The following is an 18,230-nucleotide window of genomic DNA, read 5'->3' as shown; positions in this document are numbered from 1 at the left end:
CGCCGACCGCCCCCCGGTCGGCGGCGCCGGGCGAGTCCGGGCAGGTCCACGACCTCGACGCCGGCGATCACGAACGGCACCGACGTCTCGCGCACCGCGAACAGCACCGCGATCGGGTCGGCCACGAAGCGGCGGGCCGCGAACAACAGCGCCTCCACCGAACCCTGGTCGAGCCATGCAGGTCGTCGACCACGCAGAGCAGCGGGGCGTCCTCGGCCAGATCGGCGAGCAGCGACAGGGTGCCCGCGGAGATCAGGAAGCGGTTCGCTTCGTCTCCCTCCGACAGGCCGAAGGCACAGCGCATTACCCTGGCCCGGGGAGCGGGGAGGGCGTCCAGCCGGTCCAAGTGCGGAACAAGAGCTGGTGCAGCCCGCCGTACGCCAGTTCGGAGTCGGACTCGACGCCCGCCGCGCGGACTATCCGAATGCCCTCGGCTTCGGCGACCACCACGGCGTGGTCGAGAAGAACCGATTTCCCGATCCCGGCCGCGCCCCGCAGCCCCAGCGCCCCGCTGCGTTCGTCGCGCGCGTCTGCCGGCAGGCGTTGCGTCCGGGCTTGCTCGATGTCCCGTCCCACCAGCGACATGCGGTCACCCTAGTACGGCCGTGGCGGATCGTGATCTTGGCCGGCAGGGGCTGGACGGGGCGGCCGCCGTCGTGGTGATCCGGCTCGTTCGCGAAGCGCGGAGCCTCGGGTTTCTCGGATTCCCGCGGTGCGGCCGATGAGTCTGCCGGCGTCCGGCGGTCCAAGCTGGTGACACCTAGGAAAGGACGTTGACATGTCGGAGCTTCTCGTCGACTTCATCACCTCGCTGGACGGCTATGCCTCGGGCGAGGGATGGCCCGGGTTCTGGGGCTTGGAGGGGCCGGAGTACCTCGCGTGGCTCGGTGAGCAGCCGGAGGTCACCCACCTGATGGGCGCGAACACCTACCGTCTGATGTCGGGCTTCGCCGCGGGTGAGGTCCCGAGTGGGCAGGACGAGTTCAGGCCCGAGGAAGAGGCGTCCGTCGACGGGCTCACCCGAGCGTCCAAGGTGGTGTTCTCCTCCTCGCTGGAGGAGCCGCTGACGTGGGCGAACACCACGCTTGTCCGCGGCGACGCCGTGGAGGCGGTCCGCGCCATGAAGTCGAGCGGCTCGGGGATCCTCAGCACGATCGGCAGCCTCAGCCTGAGCCGGTCGCTGCTGCGGGCCGGGCTCGTCGACCGCTTCCGGGTCGTGATGTTCCCGGTGATCACCGGGGCCACGGGCGCGGAACGCATCTACGACGGCTATCCGGACGTCGCCCTGGAGATGACCGGGCACCGCACCTTCGACGGCGGCATCCAACTGGTCGAGTACAAGCCCCGGGTGCTCGACCACCCGCCGCTCGGCGCACCTGCGTGACGTCCGGCCGGATCCGGGTCGGCGATCCGGGTCGGCGATCCGGGTCAGCCCGCGGCGCGTACCGCGGCGCGGGCCATTTCCCGGCGGGCGGGGAGGTAGTCGGCCACGGCGAAGTGCTGCGTGCAGCGCTCGTCCCAGATGACCAGGTCGCCGGGGGACCAGGAGTGGCGTATCTGGAAGTTGGGGTTGGCGGCGTGGTCGACCAGGACGCGGAGCACCCCCTCGCTCTCGTCCGGCGTCATGCCGACGATGTGCCGCGTGAACTCCTTGTTGACGTTGAGGTAGCGGCGTGAGTTGCCCGGGTGCACGTCGACGACCGGGTGCGTCGCGCCGGGGAACTGCTCGCGCATGCGCCGGGCCACGTCCTGGCCGGCCTTGCCGGCGAAGGACCGTCCGACCCCCATGTCGTGCCAGGCTTCGAGGCCCTCGATCAGGGCCTGCATCACCGGCGACAGGGCGTCGTGCGCGGCCCGCATGTCCACCCAGATCGTGTCGCCGCCGCGCGGCGGGATCTCGCAGGGCCGCAGGGTTCCGTAGGTCGGGGGCTCGACGTCCCAACTGACGTCGGTGTGCCACCGGTCCTGGTAGGGAGGCTGGTCCACGGTGTCGACGATGTGTTCGACGCGCGCCTCGGTGCGCCCGAGGACGCGTCCCGCGGGGTGGATGTAGGGCCGACCGAAGGCGAGGGCGAAGGCCAGGTGCTGGGTGTCGTCGAGGAACTGGTCGGAGAACACGAGCACCAGGTGCTCGTCCAGCAGGGCCTTGACGGCGTCGGCGAACTCCTCCGACGGCGCGGAACGCAGGTCGGCGCCGGAGACACGCGCTCCGAACGAGCCTCCGAGGGGCGTGACGGTCAGTGAGGTTGCCATGGCCGGGAACGTAGCTTCACCCTGACGCACTGTCAATCGATCGTTTGAAATTATCAAACGGCCGTTTTTCCCTCTAGGGTGTGGCCATGCCAGGCCGACCGACTCTCCGTGAGCGCGACGACACGTCGACGCGGCTTCTGGACGCCGCGGAGCGCATCTTCGCCACCCGCGGCATCGAAGCCGCCTCGGTGCGGGCCATCACCGACGCCGCCGGGGCGAACGTGGCGGCCGTGCGCTACCACTTCGGGTCGAAGCACGACCTCGTGCGGGCCCTGGTCGAGCGGCGTGTCGGGGAGGTGGCCGAGAGCCGCCGCCCGCTGTTCGACGCCGCGATGCGCCGCGACACGGTCACCTGCCGCGACATCGCGGAAGCGTGGGTGCGGCCGCTCGCGGCGATGGCAGTGGACGGTCGGGGCGGCCGCCGCGTGTACCTGTCCTTCATCGTGGTGCTCCAGGGCGCCTCGCCCGAGGTGCGGGCGATGACGAGTGCGGCCTTCCAGCCCCAGCACCAGCAGTTCGCCCCCCTGCTGGAGCGGGCGCTGCCGGATGTGCCGGACGCCGTGCGCTGGTTCCGCTTCGCCCTCGCCGCCGAGTCCACCGTGCGCGCGCTCGCGAACCTCGACCGCGCCCGCGCCCCGTGGGCAACCCACGGCGGCATCGACGACGCGCACCTCGTCGAACACCTCCTCGACGCCATGGCCGGCCTCCTCGAAGGCCCCGGCACCCCGCCCCGCCCCTGAGCGTGATCCCCGGAGACCGGCACGGCCGGCAGGGCCGACGCCACGTGGTCGGACCGACAGGCCACGCTGCCGCGCAGCCGACCCAAACGCGGATCACGCGTGATGGGTGCTGAGCGGGTGTATGTCGCGGCCGAAACGGCCGAGCAGGGTGGCGAGTTGTTCGAGTTCGGCGTCCGACCACTCGTGCAGGGACTCGCCCAGCCAGCGCGACCAGACGGTGCGCATGCCGCGGTTGAGTGTGAGCCCGGTGTCGGTGGCGCGCAGGAGGTGCGCGCGGCCGTCGGCGGGGTCCTTGACGCGTTCCACGAGTCCGGTGCGGGCGAGGGTGTCGACCTGGCGGCTCGTGATCGCGCGGTCCTGGCCGGTGGTTTCGGCCAGGTCGGACAGCCGCAGCGGCCCGTAGCCGACGATGTGGCCGAGTACGAAGGCCTCCGTGCGCGTGAGGTTTCCGCCGGCCCGTGCGGCCAGTTCGCGGTGCAGCCGGGTGCTGCGGGTCGCGGCGAGGAAGGATTCCAACGCGCGGTGCACGTGCTCCAGGGATTCCTCACGGCCTTGGGGGCCCGCGGCCTGTTGCGGAGCGGGGGAGGGGGCCGGCTGCGGTGTGTCGCTCATGGGGACGATTGGTATCACCTGGCCTGTGGTGGGGCGGCGGACCGGGTGGTCGTCGCGCGCCGGCGCCGGGGGAAGTCCGGTGCCGGCCGCTTCTCCCGCGGACTCGCCCCCGGGAGCGGACTCAGCCTGCGGCGTCCTCCTCCGGCTCGGGTTTCCAGACCACGCCGTTGATGTGGCTTCCGCCGCCCACGAAGAGGGTGTTGCCGGTGACGTAGCGGGAGTCGTCGGAGGCGAGGAACAGGGCCGCGCCTCCGATGTCGGTCTCCGGGTCGCCCATGCGTCCCATGGGGTTGTTCGCCTCGGCCGCGGCGGCCTGCGCGGGGTTCGCGGCGGCGTACGCGGCGAACGCCTCGGTCTTGGCGCCGGGGCAGATGACGTTGGCCCGGATCTGGTGCGGCGCCCACTCGCGCGCGGCGGAACGGGTCAGCGCGCGCAGGGCCTCTTTGCCGACGTTGTACTCGGCGGTGTACATGTGCGCGTTGACGCCGTTGAGCGAGCAGATGTTGATGATCGAGCCGCCACCCGCGGCGCGCATCGGCTCGAAGGCGGCGCGCATGGTCCACCAGCCGGCCCACAGGGCCATGTCGAGTCCGTGCTGGATCTGGTCGTCGGTCTTGTTCTCGATGTGGTTGATGCGGGTGCCCGCCCAGGCGTTGTTGACCAACACGTCGATGCGGCCCCAGCGTTCGACGGCCGACGCGACCAGTCCGACGGCCTGCTCCTTGACCTTGACGTCGGCGACGACGACCTCGGTCTCGATGTCGAAGTCCTTCTCCAACTCGGCGGCGACCGCGCGGGCGGGCTCCTCGCGGATGTCGTTGACCAGGATCCGGCAGCCCTCGGCGGCGTAACGGCGGGCGATGCCGCGGCCGATCCCCGCGCCCGAGCCGGTGATCACCGCGACGCGGCCGTTCAGACGTTTCGTCATGGTCGTGCTCCTCCTGTGCATGGTCCGCGCGTGCGCCGACGGCGCCGGGCGGTGCGCTGCCGAGGTTCGGCCGCCGAGGTCCGGCGGCCGGACGCGCCCTGTGGGGGCAGCGGCCGGGCGGCCCGTTCGCAGCATTGATAGCAAACAACTTAGGTGATATCAATCAACTAGTTTCGCGAGGGAGGGAGACACCGCATGACCGGGGTACTCGACGGCAAGGTCGCCGTCGTCGCCGGAGCCGGCGACGGCATCGGACGCGCCACCGCGCTGGCCTTCGCCCGGGCCGGCGCCGACGTCGTGCTGGCCGCGCGCCGCCCTGAGCCGCTGGAGAAACTGGCGGGCGAAGTCGCGGCCCTGACCGGCCGCGAGGCCGTGGCCATGCCCACCGACATCGCCGACGCCGCGCAATGCCACCGGCTCGTCGAAGCCGCCGCCGACCTGCTCGGCCGCGTCGACATCGTCGTCAACGTCGCCACGTACAACCCGTCGGGCCGGATCGAGGAGATCGAACGCGACGAGTTCCGGCGCGCGTTCGACGTCAACGTGCTCGGCGTGCTCGAAGTCAGCCGTGCGGCCCTGCCGTACATGCGGCGCGTCGGCGGCGGGTCCATCGTCCAGATCAGCTCCGCCGCGCCGCGTATGAAACTGCCCGGGCTGGGCGCGTACGCGTCCACCAAGGCCGCCATGGAGATCGCGTCGGCCACCATGGCCCGAGAGGTCGGACCCGAGGGCATCCGCGTCAACGTCGTGGTGGCCGGCTACACCGACAACGCCAAACTCGCCGCCTACATCGACGAGATCGCCGCGAAGAAGGGCAGCACGGCCGACGAAGTGCGGCGCGACATGGCGCAGTCCGCCGCCCTGCGCCGCATCACCCGACCCGAGGACATCGCCGAGACGGTGCTGTTCCTCTCCGGCCCGGGCGCGGCCGCCATCACCGGGACCGTCACCCACGTCACCTCCGGGGTCACCCTCGAACCCTGATGCGGGACACCGAAGTTCCGCCGTCCGGGCCCGGCTGGGGCCGGACCGGCGGTCGGGGGGGCAGGGGTGTCAGCCTGTCGCTGCCGGGTCCGGGAGGATGGTCAGCCTGACGACCCTGTCTGTGGCGCCGGCCGGGCCGAGGTCCTTGCCGTTGACGGCGATGCGGGCGTTTTGCGCGTTGCCGATGACCACCTTGAGCTGGGCCGGGTCCGAGAAGTCCCGGGTCTGGCCCGGACTGAGGGTGCCCTCGAAGAGTTGCTTCCCCGCGGAATCGGTGACGCTGACCCAGATCGCACTGTCGGCGGCCGCCACGCTCAGACTCACCTGGCCGCCGGCACCTACCGTGGGCCGGTTCGGGACCACGGACGCGGACGGCGGCGGAGAGCCGGACGGGGACGCGGGTGTCGCTGAAGGCGTGCGCGGCGCCGCCGAGGTGGACGCCGCGTCGGCGTTGACGGCTGACTTACCCGGGTCGTCGTCGCCCGTGAGGAGCACCAGGGTCACGGCCAGGGCCGCGGTGCCGAGCGCCGCGAGCGCGGCGATGGTGACGGTCCGGGCGCGCAGCCGGCGTCGCGGCGCGTCGCGCAAGGGGCTTGGATCCCGTGGTGCCGTGTCCGACCCGGGCGTCGGGCTCGGGGATGTGGCCTGTGCTTCGCGCGGAGGGGGTGCCGTTCGTCGGGCCGGTTGTGTGGACGGCAGCGGGTCACTCGGTCGCAGCGCGGTGGTGGCACTGTGGAGGATTGCCTGGGTGACGGCCGGGGGCAGCCACCCGGTGTCGGTGCCCGTGCGGGCGGCGGAAGCCGCGGTCAGCGCCCGCGCCTGTGCGGGCGTCGGACGCACGTCGGGCCGTCGACCCCGAGGATGACGTTGGACGGCTTGATGTCCCGGTGTACCAGCCCGGCAGCGTGGATCCCGGCAACCGGAACTGTCCCACTTGCCGGGGATCCGATCCCCTCAACGGCTCCAACGGCCACCCCCGCTCAGGACCCGTACCCCGTGGCCGGGTCTCCTTCCGCCACAGTGGCACAACACGGCGCCGTCATTCGCCATGATCACGGTGTGATGCCTTCCCCGCCTTCCCTGCCCGCCGCCGCTGCCGCGGTGCTCGTCGCCACGGATTGGACGGCGTTGCGCCCCGCTGCCGGATTCGAGACCTGCCCGGAGTGCCCTGACTGGGTGTACCCGGACCTGCCGGCAGTCCTCCCCGACCTCGTGCACCCGGACGTCGCGACCCGCGAACGGGCCCTGAGCGATGCGGTCGGAGGCGCGTTCCACGATCTGGCGCCAACTCGTGCGACCGCGGCCGTGACGATGTTCTTCGCGGCTCTGCTGCCGGATCCGCGAACGGCACAGATGGTGAGACCGTTCGACCCGACTCGGTCGTTGCGTTGCGAACTTCTCATCTGGACAGGTGAGTTCCTTGCCGATGCCATCTGGTCGCCACCAGGCGGGCCGCCCGGCGTCCGCGCGGTGGGGGACCGGTTTCACGGGGTCAGGCCGCAGTTGTTCGCCGCAGTCGCGGAACACCTGGACGATCCGGATCCGCGTACGCGCGACAACGCGCTCTCCTGCGCGCTGCTCCTGGCCGGAGACCGAGACCTGGCGGCCCACCGCGACCCCCTGGTGCCGCGCGCCAGGCGCTTCCTCGCCGACGGGCGCGACACAGACCCGAACGCGGACATGGACTACGAGCTCCGGTCCCGGGCCCTTGAGACCCTGCGCACCTGGGGACACGACACCACCGGCCTGGGGCGCGCGGATGAGATTCCCGGCACGCCCTGGTGACCGCGGCCATGTCAGCGTTCGATGCGGGACAGTGCGTCGCGTAGCTCCGCGCGTATCCTCGCGTCCTGGACCGCCGCCCACGGCCCATCGATGATCTTGTGCCGCCGGTCGTCCTCCAGCGCCGCGCGCAGGATCGGTACGGCGGCCATCGCCGGTGGGCCGATCCGGCCGAGCTTCTGGACCGCGTCCTCGGTCATGCGGTTGAGGCGCCGATGGGTGCGCAGCGGCTCAAGTTCCGCGGACAGCAACCGCACCGCGGGGTCGTGGTCGCCGGTGAGCTGCCACAGGTCGAATGCCGCGCTCGGGTGGGCCAGGCGTTCCATCGGATCGTTCAGGACCGCGCGGGCGGCTTCGACGTCGGCGCGCATGTCGGCGCGCACGTCGGCGCGCGGCGTTTCACCGTCGCGCGGGTCGGTCGCCGGATGCCGGTCGGGGGACCTCCATGCCCGTAACGCCTGGGCCAGGGACGTGCGCTCGGCGGGGTCCCTGCTCTTCACCAGCCGTGCGACGACCTCGGGCCGCAGTTCCGCGGCGGGCAGCCCGGCCAGCACGTGGTGCAGTTGCGGCCGGTCCACGAAACCCCACACCGTTCCGATGCCGCCGCTGCCGTAGGCGGCCCGACTGCCGTCCAGGTATTCGCGCACCGCGGGGACGCATCGCTCGTCGCCGAGGTGGGCGAGGCCCCACACCGCCATCTCCGCGACGAAGAGGTCGTGGTCGCCGGTGAGCACCGCAAGGTCGTCGGCCCAGGGTTCGGCGCCGGGGCCTGTGGCCGCCAGCAGGTAGACGGCGAGCCGGCGGGCCTTCTTGTGGGGATCGTCCAGCCGCGCGGCCACCGCCGGCAGCAGAGTCACCGCCGAGCGCCACGTCATGAGGGCGTCGCCCGCGGTGGTCAGTCCTGCCAGCCGATGGCGTGCCGAGCCATGGACGAGGAGGCGCTCCGCGAGAGCGACTTGCTCGTCTCGATGCCCGCCGAGCCCTTGTGCCGTCGACCTCGCCCGGCGGACGGCATCCCAGTTGCCGGTGAACCGGGTCCCGCACAGCACATCCGCCGCGATCGAGAAGTGCGCGGGGTCGGGGTGCCCGGGTTCCGCCCGGCGCAGCGCGAGCACCACGGCCAGGCGCACCTGGGGATCGTCATGGGTCACCCGGCCGTGCAGCCAGGCAAGGCACGCGGTGCGGTACCAGGAATCGCCGACGGCCATGGTGCCGACCGCGCGGACCATCTCGACCCGCGCCGCCGTTCTCGACTCGCGCTCGAACGCCGCGCACAGCGCTTCACGCACCTCGTCGGGTCCGTGGACCACGTGCGCCAGCGCCGCTGCGGCTCTCGCACGCACCGAGGCTCTGGGGTCGTCGAGCAGGCGTACGATCCGGGGTACGGCAGTTGACCAGGCGAGAGGCCAGGCCGGGTCCACGAACTCGGGACGGGCCGCGCGTCCCGCACCGGCCACCCGGGCGATCAGTTCCAGGGCATCCCTGCGCAACGCGACCCGGACGTCGGCGGTCTCCGCCAGGCGCACGAGGTACGGCAGCAAGGGAGGCGCTGCCGAACAGACCTCGCCGCCTTGATGGATGACGTGATTGACCAGATCGCCCCAGCTTCCGTCGTCGCCCCCGACCGCATCGCGCAGTAGGCCGGGCACGTCGGTCGCGGACCCGTAGAGGTGTGTGAGGTTCCCCCAGGGCACGTCGTCGAGACCGGCAAGGAGAGTGGAATGCTTGGGCATGCGTGCGTTTCCCTCTCGCGGGAACTCGGTGCGGCAACGGAGGCGTGCCGAACCTAGCCCGCCCCCTCGGTCCGAGGGCAGCGAATATCCCGTGGCTGAACGAACGTTGCCGCGGTCGTCCTGGACAAATCCCCTCGGGACTGCGGGGGAGGCCGGTGACTACTTCACGTCGATGCGGTCCATGAAGATGCAGCCGGTGTTGTACTGCTCAAGCCCGGTGAGCGACTTGCCGGCGACGGGGCCCGCGATGGACTGCGAGTAGACCCAGACCGGTAGTTCGTCGGCCATGATGCGCTGGAGGTCTGCGTACGCTTTCTTCCGTGCCGCGGGGTCGGAGTTGGTGCGGCCGGCCAGGAGCGCGGCGTCGGCTTCGGCGTTTCGCCAGCCGCTGTAGTTCATGGGGCTCTGCGAGTGGAACATGTCGAACATCTCGGGTTCCGGGTCGACGAGCCACTGCTGGAACAGCAATGACTGGAAGTCCTTGTTGATCGCGTACTTCACGATGTACGCGCCGATCTCCAGCGATTCGATCTCCATCGAGGTGTTGCGGAAGGTCCGCAGCCTGGACTGCATGTATTCCGCGACCTTTTGCGAGTCGCTGTTTTTCGGGATCAGGTGGGTGAAGGCGACCGGCTGTCCCTCGGCGGCGAGTTCGTCGAACAGCCGCTGTGCCTCTTCCTTGTTCTGTCGAGGCTGGGCGGCGGACGGGTCGAAGAACGGCGATGCCGGGTTGAAGAAGCTGTTCGACGGCAGGTACCCGTTGTGCAGCGTCGCGGGGATGTCGGCCGGGTCGAGGGCCAGGGCGATGGCCCGGCGGGCCCGGGGGTCGTCGAACGGCGCGCGGGTGGTGTTGAACAGGAACATCTGTCCGCCGAGGTCCTTTTGGTGGAAGGTCTGGAGGTCGCCTTCCGCCTGCGTGAGGATTTCCGGGACCGCGGTCATGAAGAGGTCGGCGCCGCCGGAGCGCACCGTGTTGTAGCTCTGATTTCCGTCGGCGGACGTCTTGATCGTGAGCTGCGACAGTTTCGGCAGCCCCTTGTCCTTCTGCCAGTAATGGGGATTCCGCACGAACACCTGCTCGTTGCCCCGGATCCACGACTTCAGCATGAACGGGCCCGCCCCGACCGGCTGCGTGCCCGCGGCGTCGACGCCCCGGGCGATCGCCGACGGCGCCTCGATGTACGTGAGGTGCGTCGCGACCGTGCGGTCGAAGTTCGGGTTCGGCGCCCGCGGCACGATCTCCAGCGTCAGCGGGTCGACCACGCGCAGGGTCAGCCCCGAGGCGTAAGCGACGTGCACCGACTTGGTCTCGGGCTTGGTGTGGGTCTCCCAGTTCAGCCGGACGGCCGCCGCGTCGAAGACGCTGCCGTCCGAGAACTTCACGTCGGGGCGGAGCTTGAGCAGCCATGTCCTGCCGCCGTCGGCGGTGGCGAGGCTCTCCGCCAGGTGGGGCGTGACCGTGCCGGTCTTGGGGTCGATGTAGAGCATCGGGTCGTACAGGGCCGACAGGCGCGGCTCGTCGGTGACGGCGATGTACGGCCTGCGGAACGGGTCAAGCGACGCCGAGTCCTGGATCGCGAGCATGGTCAGGGTGCTGTTGTCACCGGAGCCCGAGGACGTCGGGCCGCATGCGGTCGAGACGAGGGCGAGGGCCACCGGAGCGGCGACGAAGGCGGGGAGTCTTCGGATGCGGCGTGCTGCCGTGTACGTGGACAAGGGACTTGGCACCTCCAGGGAAGATCGCGGACAGGCGGCCGCACGCGCTTTCTGCACGGCTTGCGACATCGCGCGGACTGTGCGCCTCGGGTCAACTCGCGGGGACGGGGTGGCGGTAGAGCGCGGCGGCGTTGCGGTACGTCATCAGCTCGACCTCGTCCGCCGGCACGCCGGTGAACTGCTGGGCCAGGACCTCCTGGCTGTCCGGCCACGTGGAGTCCGGGTGCGGGTAGTCGGTTTCGACCATGATGTGGTCGACGCCGATGAGGTGCCGCTGCCGCATGGTCGCCGGGTCGGACAGCACCGTGAACCAGAAGTTGCGGCGCAGGATGTCGACGGGGGAGTGCGGGCCGAAGTCGTATTCGAGGTCGCGGCCCATGAATTCGATGCGGTCGATGAACATGGGCACCCAGCCGATGCCGCCTTCGGACAGCGCGATCCTGATCCCCGGAAAGCGCAGCGGGATGCGGGCGAAGAGCCAATCGGCCGCGGCCGCCATGGAGTTGATCGGGAAGAGCACCCCGAGCACGGCGGCCGTCGAGTCCTTGGAGGGCACGATGGTCTCCGACGACGAGCCGACGTGCAGGTTGACCACCGTGCCGGTCTCCTCGCAGGCGCGGAAGAACGGGTCCCACGCGTCGCTGTAGAGGGAGGGCAGCCCGAGGCGCTCCGGGTTCTCACTGAACGAGACGGCGACGAAGCCGCGTTCGGCGTTGCGCCGCACCTCGTCGGCGGCGACGTGCGGGTCGCCGAGCCAGGGGAGCTGGCAGGCGATGAACCGCTCGGGGTGCGGGGTGATCCAGGCGTCGAGCAGCCAGTCGTTGTACGCGCGCAGGGACGCGAGGCCGAGGTCGCGGTCCTTCATGGTCAGGAAGCGGCGTCCCGCGAAGCCGAACGGCGCGGAGGGGAAGTTGAGTTGCGCGGCGATGCCGGCGGCGTCCATGTGCCGCAGGCGTTCGCCGGCGTCGTACGTGGCGGGGTGCAGTTCGTCGAAGTTGACCGGGCCGAGGTAGCCCTTGCCCCGTTCCCAGCCGCGGATGGCGTCGGATCCGAGGAGCGGGACGCGTTCGTCCGCGAAGACCCACCAGTCGTTGCCGCTTGCGTCACGTTCGAGGTGGGGCGCGGCGTCGCGCATGCGGACCGGGACGCGGTCGCGGAACAGGTCGGGCGTCTCGATGAGGTGGTCGTCCACCGAGATGATGCGGAACTCGTTTTGACCGTAAGGTACTTCGCCGCGGCGGACGAGCTCCCCCTTGGGGCCCGCGTAGGCGAGGATGCGTTCGAGGAGATCAGCCATGCGGGGCCTCCGGGACAGAGATGGGTGTGGTGGGGGACATGGTGCTCACGCCCCGTTCGGGGCGGCGCTGCGCAGGATCGTGCCGGGGAGCCGGTCCAGGCGTTCGGCGACCTGCCTGCCGTGCTCGCGGATCGGTACGCCCGCCACCAGGACGTGGTCGATGCCTGTGGGTGCGTCGGCGATGAGGCGTTCGCCGTCGGCCGGCAGGTCGCGCACCCGCCGGGCCGGCCCTGGGGACAGCGCGTCGTAGTCGAGCACGACGAGGTCGGCGTGGCCGCCGGGGCGCAGTGTTCCGCGGTCGAGGCCGAGCACACCGGCGATTTCGCCGGTGAGCTTGTGGACGCCCCGCTCGACCGCCATCACGCCGCGGTCCCGCACCCAGTTCGCGAGGAAGTCGGTCGGCATGACCGCGTCGCAGATCTGGCTGACGTGGGCACCGGCGTCGGACAGGCCCATGATGCAGCCTTCGCCCTGGACGAGTGTGGTCACGCCGTCCTTGTCGTCGTTGGCGAAGGTGACGGTGAACCGGGTTTCCAGGCGGTCGTCGAGGGCGAGGTCGCACACGGCGTCGAAGGGCGTGCCGCCGCGGTCGGCGGCGACGACCGCGACCGGCGTTCCCACGAGGTCCGGGCGGGACGGTGAGTGCGCGACGGTGACGGTCTGCCAGCGCGGGTTGAGCCACCGTCCGCTCTCGAACTGCTCCCACGCGCGGGCCCGCCACGCCCGGTCGGCGAAGACGGTGTGCCGCTCGGTGATCGGTACGGACACCAGGTCGGCGAAGGCGGGCAGGGCGTAGAAGGACGTGGGCTCGGCGACCGAGAACTCCTGCGTGATCGGGCGGCAGGTGACCTGCACCCACACGTCCGCGCCGTCGCGGCGCCCCTGGAGGTGGTCGGCGAGCTTGGTGGCGTACGGCGCCCGGGAGGCGGTGCCCTCCGGGTAGGTGAGGATGGACGTCCACGTCAGCGGGCGTCCCAGGGTGCGCTGGAAGTCGTACACCCAGCGGTAGTTCTCCCCGGTCGCGATGTGCACGATCCCGCGCCCGACCTCGGCGGTGACGGACGCGAGCGCCTCCACCTCCTCCTGGGTCGCGACCATGGACGGCACCAGCCGCCCGCCGTCGCCCAGGTGGAAGCCCGCACGGTCGCTGGAGAAGCCGAGGGCCCCGCCGCGCAGCGCGTCGGCGACGACGGCGCGCATGCGGGCGAGTTCGTCGTCGGTGGCGGGGCGTTCGTACGCCTCCTCGCCCATGACGTACGTGCGCACCGCGGTGTGGCCGACGAATCCGCCGAAGTGGATGGCCGTCCCGCGGCGGGCCACGGCGTCCAGGTATTCGGGGTACGTCTCGAAGTCCCAGGCCACGCCCGCCGCGAGGGTGGCGCCGCGCATGTCCTCGACCATCTCCAGCGTGCCCAGCAGCGACCGCCGGTCCTGCGGGCGCGCGGGGGCGAGGCTGTAGCCGCAGTTGCCGGCCACCACCCCCGTGACGCCGTGCCAGGACGAGGGCGTGAGCAGGCTGTCCCACAGCACCTGCGGGTCGTAGTGCGTGTGGATGTCGAGGAAGCCCGGGACGACGAGGCGTCCGGTCGCGTCGATCTCCCGTACGCCGCCCACGTTCGGGCCGATCTCGGTGACGCGTCCGCCGCGGATGCCGATGTCGGCGCGACGCGCGGGTCCGCCGGTGCCGTCGATGACCGTCCCGCCGCGGACGGCGATGTCGTTGGTGCTCATTCGCATGCTCCCGAATCGGAGAACGACCGGGCGCGATGCCCCGGCTGTGCACGCAACGTAGCCCGATGACGTGCCTAAGGCAAGAGTTGCCGTAGGCATGTGATGGGCGCCGGGCGCCGCCTCGGGACCGACGGGAAATCGGTCGAGCGGTACCGTTCTGCCATGGTCGAGCGCCGCGCCCCGAGCACATCCGACGCCCCCCGGCCGTCGGCCCCACCCGCGGTCGACACCGCCGCCGAGGGGTCCGCCGGCGACCGCGTCATCCGGGCCATCCAGCAGTTCTCCCGCAGCCCGGCCCGCGCCGAGCTGGCCCAGTCGCTGTACCGCGCGGGGGGCAAGGAGCTCACCCCCACCCAGGTCGACGCGCTGGAAACCCTCGCGGCGCGGCCGGACTGGCGTATGCACGAGTTCGCCGAGGCGCTGGACATCGACCGCGGCGCGGCCAGCCGTACCACCGACCGGCTCATCAGGCTCGGCCTGGCCGAACGGCAGCCGGACGAGAGCGACCGGCGCTACGTCATCGTCCGGGCGACCGCCGTGGGCCGCCGGATCAGCCGCCGGATCCAGCGCGACCGCCACGCGCTCATGCAGGAGGTCCTCAGCGGCCTGACCGGCGACCAGCGGCTCGTCCTGGCGGAACTCCTCGAATACGTCACCCAGGCCATGGAGGTCACGCTGAGCCGCAGGACGGCGCCTGACTGACCGCCCGTCCCGTCGCGGTACCGCCCTCGGTCAGGCGCGGAGCCAGGGGTCGTGCCCGCCGAGCGCCTGTGTGGCCGTTGTTGCGGTACGGCGGATGGCGCCGATCCAGTCCGTGTAGTCCTCGGCGGGGACGCCGGCGCGGTCGGCGAGCACCGTGATGATGTAGCGCTGGTTGCCGCGGCGGTCGTAGACGGGTGCGGTGATGTTCGCGATGTCGAGGGTGGCCGCCCCGGCGGGGTCGGTGAGGTACTCGGACCAGTCCGCGGCGGGGAGTTGGTCCATGATCGTACGGATCACCGCGTCCGGGAGGTGCGAGCCCGCGAGGCCGGCCAGGACGATGTTGGCGGTGGCGGGGGCGTCGCCGAGGCGCTCGACCACGTAGCCGCTGCGGCGCGCGTCGGCGACGAGGGTGTCGAGCGCGGTGCGGTCGTCGGGGATCGGCACGAGTGGGGGCCGGGCGAGCCAGGCGGCGACGGTCTCGTCGTCCGACCAGATGGTGTTGACGAGCCCGATGGGCGGTCGCCACGGGAAGCGTTCGCCGACCATGTCGCGGTTGTCGCCGGGCGGGTGGGCGCCGATCCATTCGAGCAGGATGATGCTGGCGTCGTGCACCGCGGCGAGGATGCACGTGAGCCCGAGGTCGTCGTGCAGGGCCTTGACGTGCGGGCGCACCAGGTCCAGTGCCGCGAGGCCGGTCTCGGCGGACCAGCCGATCCGCAGGAGCGCGGGGCCGAGGCCGTAGGTTTTGTCGTCGTCGCGGGTCGCGAACGCGGCGTCGACGAGCTCGTTCAGGATCCGCAGGCAGGTCGGCGCGCTCAGGTCCAGCAGATCGGCGATCTCGGTGAGCGTCAGCCGGCGCCGCGGGTGGTCCGCGAGCAGGTTGAGGACGCCGACGACTCGGCGGGTGGGCGGCGACGGCTGCTCGGTCACCATGCCATGTCCGCACGCGCGCGTGTCTCTTGACGCATCGTCAGATCCCTCCTACTGTCCCGGCACCAGTCACTCTGTAAGTCAGGATTTCATATTTGTAAGCGGATGGAGACCCGCTGGGCAAGTACGCCCCTGACCACGGCGAACGCGGGCTCCGCCGCCGGGAATCCGCCGGACCGCCCACTCATTCACCCCGTCCGGCGCCGCAGCGGGACGGTGGAAGGAAGACGCACATGAGCACAACTGGACGCCTCGCCGGCAAGGTCGCCCTGATCACCGGGGCGGCCCGCGGGCAGGGCGAGGCACACGCGAGGCGTTTCGCCGCCGAGGGCGCGAAAGTGGTCCTCGGCGACGTCCTCGACGACCTGGGTGCCGCCGTGGCCGCGGACATCGGCGCCGCCGCGGTGTACGTGCACCTCGACGTCACCGTCGAGTCCGACTGGCAGGCCGCGGTCTCGACCGCCGTCGAGCGCTTCGGCGGCCTCCACGTCCTGGTCAACAACGCGGGGATCTCGCCGACCGCGCCGTTCCTGGAGACCCGCCCCGACGAGTTCATGCGGGTGATCGAGATCAACCTGCTCGGCGCCTTCCTCGGCATCCGCACGGCCGCGCCCGCGCTCATCGACGCCGGGGGCGGCTCGATCGTCAATGTCTCGTCGGTCAACGGCATGTTCGGCGGCGCCACCAACAGCCCGTACGTCTCCAGCAAGTTCGCGTTGCGCGGCCTCAGCAAGTCGGCGGCGCTGGCGCTGGCCCCGCACAACATCCGGGTCAACTCGATACACCCCGGGATCATCGACACCGAGATGGCCCGGGAGGGCCTCGGCTCGCTCCCGGACGGGTTCAACCCGGCGGCCAAGCTGCCCATGGGGCGGTTCGGCACCTCGGACGAGGCCGCGTCGCTGGTGTTGTTCCTGGCCAGTGACGAGTCGTCGTACAGCACCGGCTCGGAGTTCGTGTTCGACGGGGGCTGGACCGCGGGCGTGTCGCTGTAGGCGGTGGTTTTCAGGTGTGCGCAACGGCTGTTCTCCACCGCTGTTCCGAATGCTGCTGCGAATGTTGTTTTGAACGCTGTTCTAACCCGGCACCGTGCCGTCGTACCAGGAAGGTCCCCAATGACTGATGAAGCGAACGGATGGGACGAGACCGTCGACGTGGTCGTCGTCGGCTCCGGCGGCGCGGCCCTGGTCGCCGCGACGCTCGCGCACGACGGCGGGGCTGAGGTCCTCGTCCTGGAGAAGGCCGGGATGCTCGGCGGGACGACCGCCGTGTCCGGCGGCGGCATGTGGCTGCCGGGCAACCACCTCGCCGCGGAGGACGGAGCCCCGGACAACCGCGACGACATCCTCGCGTACCTGAAGCGGGTGACCGCCGGGCAGGCGTCCGACCCCGACCTCCTGGACGTCTTCGTCGACACCGCGCCCGAGGCGATCAAGTACCTGGTCGACCACACGCCGCTGACCGTGCACGTCTGCCCGCTCATCGACTACTACGCCCCGTGGGACATCCCGGGGCGGCGCTTCACTCCGGGGCGCACGCTGGAGGCCAACCCGTACCCGGTCGGCAAGGAACTGCCCGACTGGCAGGACCGCATCGTCAGCCGCGGCACCCTCATGTCGCTGGGTGCGGCGACCACGCTCGCGGAGGACTTCGCCCCGCAGACGCCCGAGCTGCTCGCGGAGCTCGCCCGGCGCGAGGCCGAGGACATCCGCCCCAAGGGCGCGGCCCTCATCGCCCGGCTGTTCAAGGGTCTGCTCGAACGCGGCGTCACCACCCGGCTGGACACCGCCGTGCGCGAACTCGTCACCGACGACTCGGGCGCTGTGGTCGGAGTCGTCGTCGAACACGACGGCAGGACGCGGCGCATCGGCGCGCGTCGGGGCGTGGTGCTCGCGTGCGGAGGGTTCGAGTGGAACCCGGAACTGGTCCGCGCGCACATCGGGTACGACGTGCAGCCGCTGTCGCCGCTGGGCAACAACACCGGCGACGGGCTGCTCATGGCGTCCGCCGCGGGGGCCGCGCTCGCCAACCTCGCGTCGTACTGGGGCACGCCGGCGATGTTCGACCCGGGCATCGCGCAGGAGAACGGCGAGCTCATCCCGCAGTTCGAGTGGGGCCGGGGCACGCCCGCGTCGCTGATCGTCAACCGTGCGGGGCGGCGGTTCGCCAACGAGGCGCTGCCGTACAACGAGTTCCCCAAGGCGTTCGGCAGGTACGACCCCGACGCGCTCGACTTCCCCAACCGCGGTCCGGCCTGGCTGGTCTTCGACAGCTCGGTGCGCGAGAGCCAGCGCATCCTGTCGATGCTGCCGGGCGGACCAGACCCGGACTGGGTCCACCGGGCGGACACCATCGCCGAACTCGCGGAGCTGGTCTCGCTCGACCCGGAGGCGCTGACGGCGACGGTCGAGCGCTTCAACACGTACGCCGCCAAGGGCGAGGACCCCGACTTCGACCGGACCGGGAAGGGCCTGATGGCTCCGGGGCGGGTCGCGCCGCTGGAGCGGGCCCCGTACTACGCGGTCGCCATCCACCCCGGGACCCTGGGCACCAACGGAGGCCCCCGCATCGACCGCAATGGCCAGGTGCTGCGCCAGGGCGGGGGAGTGGTCCCGGGCCTGTACGCGGCGGGGAACACCGCCGCGAGTGCCTTCGGCTGGTCGTACCCCAGCGCGGGCGCGACCATCGGCAACGGCGTCGTCTTCGGCTACCTGGCCGGGCGCCACGTCGCGGAACAGGCATCGCGCGCGGTGTAGTTGCTGCGGCTCTGGCTGACTCGACCGTCTCGCGGGCACCGGTGGTGGTGCCCGCGGGGCGGTCGT

At 71.4% G+C, this 18,230-nt stretch carries 17 protein-coding genes; 7 read left to right on the top strand and 10 right to left on the bottom strand.

Translation table 11 applies throughout. The features are described 5' to 3' along the window. Positions 1-303: 303 nt before the first annotated feature. Complete coding sequence (locus ACRX5S_RS24000) at positions 304-585, bottom strand: hypothetical protein (RefSeq protein ID WP_436775132.1); 282 nt, start codon at positions 583-585, stop codon at positions 304-306. A gap of 193 nt (positions 586-778) precedes the next feature. On the opposite strand from ACRX5S_RS24000, the gene ACRX5S_RS23995 reads away from it, so the two are divergent. After that, a complete protein-coding gene (locus ACRX5S_RS23995) occupies positions 779-1,384 on the top strand; it encodes a dihydrofolate reductase family protein (RefSeq protein WP_436775131.1) in 606 nt (201 codons plus the stop codon). A gap of 44 nt (positions 1,385-1,428) precedes the next feature. Here ACRX5S_RS23995 and ACRX5S_RS23990 read toward each other — a convergent pair whose 3' ends face one another. Beyond that, positions 1,429-2,253 (bottom strand): TauD/TfdA dioxygenase family protein, encoded by an 825-nt coding sequence (locus ACRX5S_RS23990; RefSeq protein ID WP_436775130.1) that lies wholly within the window; start codon positions 2,251-2,253, stop codon positions 1,429-1,431. An 86-nt stretch (positions 2,254-2,339) separates the two neighbouring features. Here ACRX5S_RS23990 and ACRX5S_RS23985 point away from each other — a divergent pair, with 86 nt between their 5' ends. Next, positions 2,340-2,993 carry a TetR/AcrR family transcriptional regulator gene (locus ACRX5S_RS23985; protein WP_436775129.1) on the top strand — a complete coding sequence of 218 codons (654 nt, stop codon included), beginning with the start codon at positions 2,340-2,342 and terminating at the stop codon, positions 2,991-2,993. 93 nt (positions 2,994-3,086) lie between these two features. On the opposite strand, the gene ACRX5S_RS23980 is transcribed toward ACRX5S_RS23985, so the two are convergent. Further along, a complete protein-coding gene (locus ACRX5S_RS23980) occupies positions 3,087-3,605 on the bottom strand; it encodes a MarR family winged helix-turn-helix transcriptional regulator (protein ID WP_436775128.1) in 519 nt (172 codons plus the stop codon). 121 nt (positions 3,606-3,726) lie between these two features. After that, entirely contained in the window at positions 3,727-4,533 is an 807-nt protein-coding gene (locus ACRX5S_RS23975) for an SDR family NAD(P)-dependent oxidoreductase (protein ID WP_436775127.1), read from the bottom strand. Positions 4,534-4,728: 195 nt separating this feature from the next. On the opposite strand from ACRX5S_RS23975, the gene ACRX5S_RS23970 reads away from it, so the two are divergent. Continuing rightward, entirely contained in the window at positions 4,729-5,517 is a 789-nt protein-coding gene (locus ACRX5S_RS23970; RefSeq protein WP_436775126.1) for an SDR family NAD(P)-dependent oxidoreductase, read from the top strand. 69 nt (positions 5,518-5,586) lie between these two features. Here ACRX5S_RS23970 and ACRX5S_RS23965 read toward each other — a convergent pair whose 3' ends face one another. Beyond that, positions 5,587-6,105 (bottom strand): DUF4115 domain-containing protein, encoded by a 519-nt coding sequence (locus ACRX5S_RS23965; protein WP_436775125.1) that lies wholly within the window; start codon positions 6,103-6,105, stop codon positions 5,587-5,589. A 474-nt stretch (positions 6,106-6,579) separates the two neighbouring features. On the opposite strand from ACRX5S_RS23965, the gene ACRX5S_RS23960 reads away from it, so the two are divergent. Then, complete coding sequence (locus ACRX5S_RS23960; RefSeq protein WP_436775124.1) at positions 6,580-7,302, top strand: hypothetical protein; 723 nt, start codon at positions 6,580-6,582, stop codon at positions 7,300-7,302. 11 nt (positions 7,303-7,313) lie between these two features. Here ACRX5S_RS23960 and ACRX5S_RS23955 read toward each other — a convergent pair whose 3' ends face one another. The 4 genes from ACRX5S_RS23955 to ACRX5S_RS23940 form a co-directional block, all read right to left on the bottom strand. Continuing rightward, positions 7,314-9,032 carry a hypothetical protein gene (locus ACRX5S_RS23955; protein ID WP_436775123.1) on the bottom strand — a complete coding sequence of 573 codons (1,719 nt, stop codon included), beginning with the start codon at positions 9,030-9,032 and terminating at the stop codon, positions 7,314-7,316. 159 nt (positions 9,033-9,191) lie between these two features. Beyond that, positions 9,192-10,748 carry an ABC transporter substrate-binding protein gene (locus ACRX5S_RS23950; protein ID WP_436775122.1) on the bottom strand — a complete coding sequence of 519 codons (1,557 nt, stop codon included), beginning with the start codon at positions 10,746-10,748 and terminating at the stop codon, positions 9,192-9,194. 91 nt (positions 10,749-10,839) lie between these two features. After that, positions 10,840-12,045, bottom strand: coding sequence for an amidohydrolase family protein (locus ACRX5S_RS23945; protein ID WP_436775121.1), 1,206 nt, complete (start codon positions 12,043-12,045; stop codon positions 10,840-10,842). Between the two features lie 45 nt (positions 12,046-12,090). Further along, positions 12,091-13,776 (bottom strand): N-acyl-D-amino-acid deacylase family protein, encoded by a 1,686-nt coding sequence (locus tag ACRX5S_RS23940; protein WP_436775120.1) that lies wholly within the window; start codon positions 13,774-13,776, stop codon positions 12,091-12,093. 162 nt (positions 13,777-13,938) lie between these two features. On the opposite strand from ACRX5S_RS23940, the gene ACRX5S_RS23935 reads away from it, so the two are divergent. Further along, positions 13,939-14,478, top strand: a complete 540-nt coding sequence (locus ACRX5S_RS23935; RefSeq protein ID WP_436775119.1) for a MarR family winged helix-turn-helix transcriptional regulator — start codon at positions 13,939-13,941, stop codon at positions 14,476-14,478. Positions 14,479-14,508: 30 nt separating this feature from the next. Here ACRX5S_RS23935 and ACRX5S_RS23930 read toward each other — a convergent pair whose 3' ends face one another. After that, a complete protein-coding gene (locus ACRX5S_RS23930; RefSeq protein ID WP_436775118.1) occupies positions 14,509-15,411 on the bottom strand; it encodes an IclR family transcriptional regulator in 903 nt (300 codons plus the stop codon). 230 nt (positions 15,412-15,641) lie between these two features. Between ACRX5S_RS23930 and ACRX5S_RS23925 the strand changes: the two genes are divergently transcribed. Together ACRX5S_RS23925 and ACRX5S_RS23920 are read left to right on the top strand one after the other, a co-directional pair. After that, a complete protein-coding gene (locus tag ACRX5S_RS23925) occupies positions 15,642-16,403 on the top strand; it encodes a glucose 1-dehydrogenase (RefSeq protein ID WP_436775117.1) in 762 nt (253 codons plus the stop codon). A 120-nt stretch (positions 16,404-16,523) separates the two neighbouring features. Further along, the gene (locus ACRX5S_RS23920) at positions 16,524-18,164 is read left to right on the top strand and encodes an FAD-binding protein (protein ID WP_436775116.1); all 1,641 of its coding nucleotides are present in this window, start codon (positions 16,524-16,526) and stop codon (positions 18,162-18,164) included. Positions 18,165-18,230: the final 66 nt, after the last annotated feature.

Origin of the sequence: Yinghuangia sp. YIM S09857, from assembly GCF_051388915.1 — a bacterium.
Lineage (GTDB): Bacteria > Actinomycetota > Actinomycetes > Streptomycetales > Streptomycetaceae > Yinghuangia.
This window is presented reverse-complemented; position numbering and strand designations above follow the sequence as displayed.

Excerpts from the sequence above, each read along its gene's own strand:
- ACRX5S_RS24000 (WP_436775132.1), bottom strand. The coding sequence starts at position 585 with ATGTCGCTGGTGGGACGGGACATCGAGCAAGCCCGGACGCAACGCCTG.
- ACRX5S_RS23995 (WP_436775131.1), top strand. The coding sequence starts at position 779 with ATGTCGGAGCTTCTCGTCGACTTCATCACCTCGCTGGACGGCTATGCC.
- ACRX5S_RS23990 (WP_436775130.1), bottom strand. The coding sequence starts at position 2,253 with ATGGCAACCTCACTGACCGTCACGCCCCTCGGAGGCTCGTTCGGAGCG.
- ACRX5S_RS23985 (WP_436775129.1), top strand. The coding sequence starts at position 2,340 with ATGCCAGGCCGACCGACTCTCCGTGAGCGCGACGACACGTCGACGCGG.
- ACRX5S_RS23980 (WP_436775128.1), bottom strand. The coding sequence starts at position 3,605 with ATGAGCGACACACCGCAGCCGGCCCCCTCCCCCGCTCCGCAACAGGCC.
- ACRX5S_RS23975 (WP_436775127.1), bottom strand. The coding sequence starts at position 4,533 with ATGACGAAACGTCTGAACGGCCGCGTCGCGGTGATCACCGGCTCGGGC.
- ACRX5S_RS23970 (WP_436775126.1), top strand. The coding sequence starts at position 4,729 with ATGACCGGGGTACTCGACGGCAAGGTCGCCGTCGTCGCCGGAGCCGGC.
- ACRX5S_RS23960 (WP_436775124.1), top strand. The coding sequence starts at position 6,580 with ATGCCTTCCCCGCCTTCCCTGCCCGCCGCCGCTGCCGCGGTGCTCGTC.
- ACRX5S_RS23955 (WP_436775123.1), bottom strand. The coding sequence starts at position 9,032 with ATGCCCAAGCATTCCACTCTCCTTGCCGGTCTCGACGACGTGCCCTGG.
- ACRX5S_RS23945 (WP_436775121.1), bottom strand. The coding sequence starts at position 12,045 with ATGGCTGATCTCCTCGAACGCATCCTCGCCTACGCGGGCCCCAAGGGG.
- ACRX5S_RS23940 (WP_436775120.1), bottom strand. The coding sequence starts at position 13,776 with ATGAGCACCAACGACATCGCCGTCCGCGGCGGGACGGTCATCGACGGC.
- ACRX5S_RS23935 (WP_436775119.1), top strand. The coding sequence starts at position 13,939 with ATGGTCGAGCGCCGCGCCCCGAGCACATCCGACGCCCCCCGGCCGTCG.
- ACRX5S_RS23930 (WP_436775118.1), bottom strand. The coding sequence starts at position 15,411 with ATGGTGACCGAGCAGCCGTCGCCGCCCACCCGCCGAGTCGTCGGCGTC.
- ACRX5S_RS23925 (WP_436775117.1), top strand. The coding sequence starts at position 15,642 with ATGAGCACAACTGGACGCCTCGCCGGCAAGGTCGCCCTGATCACCGGG.
- ACRX5S_RS23920 (WP_436775116.1), top strand. The coding sequence starts at position 16,524 with ATGACTGATGAAGCGAACGGATGGGACGAGACCGTCGACGTGGTCGTC.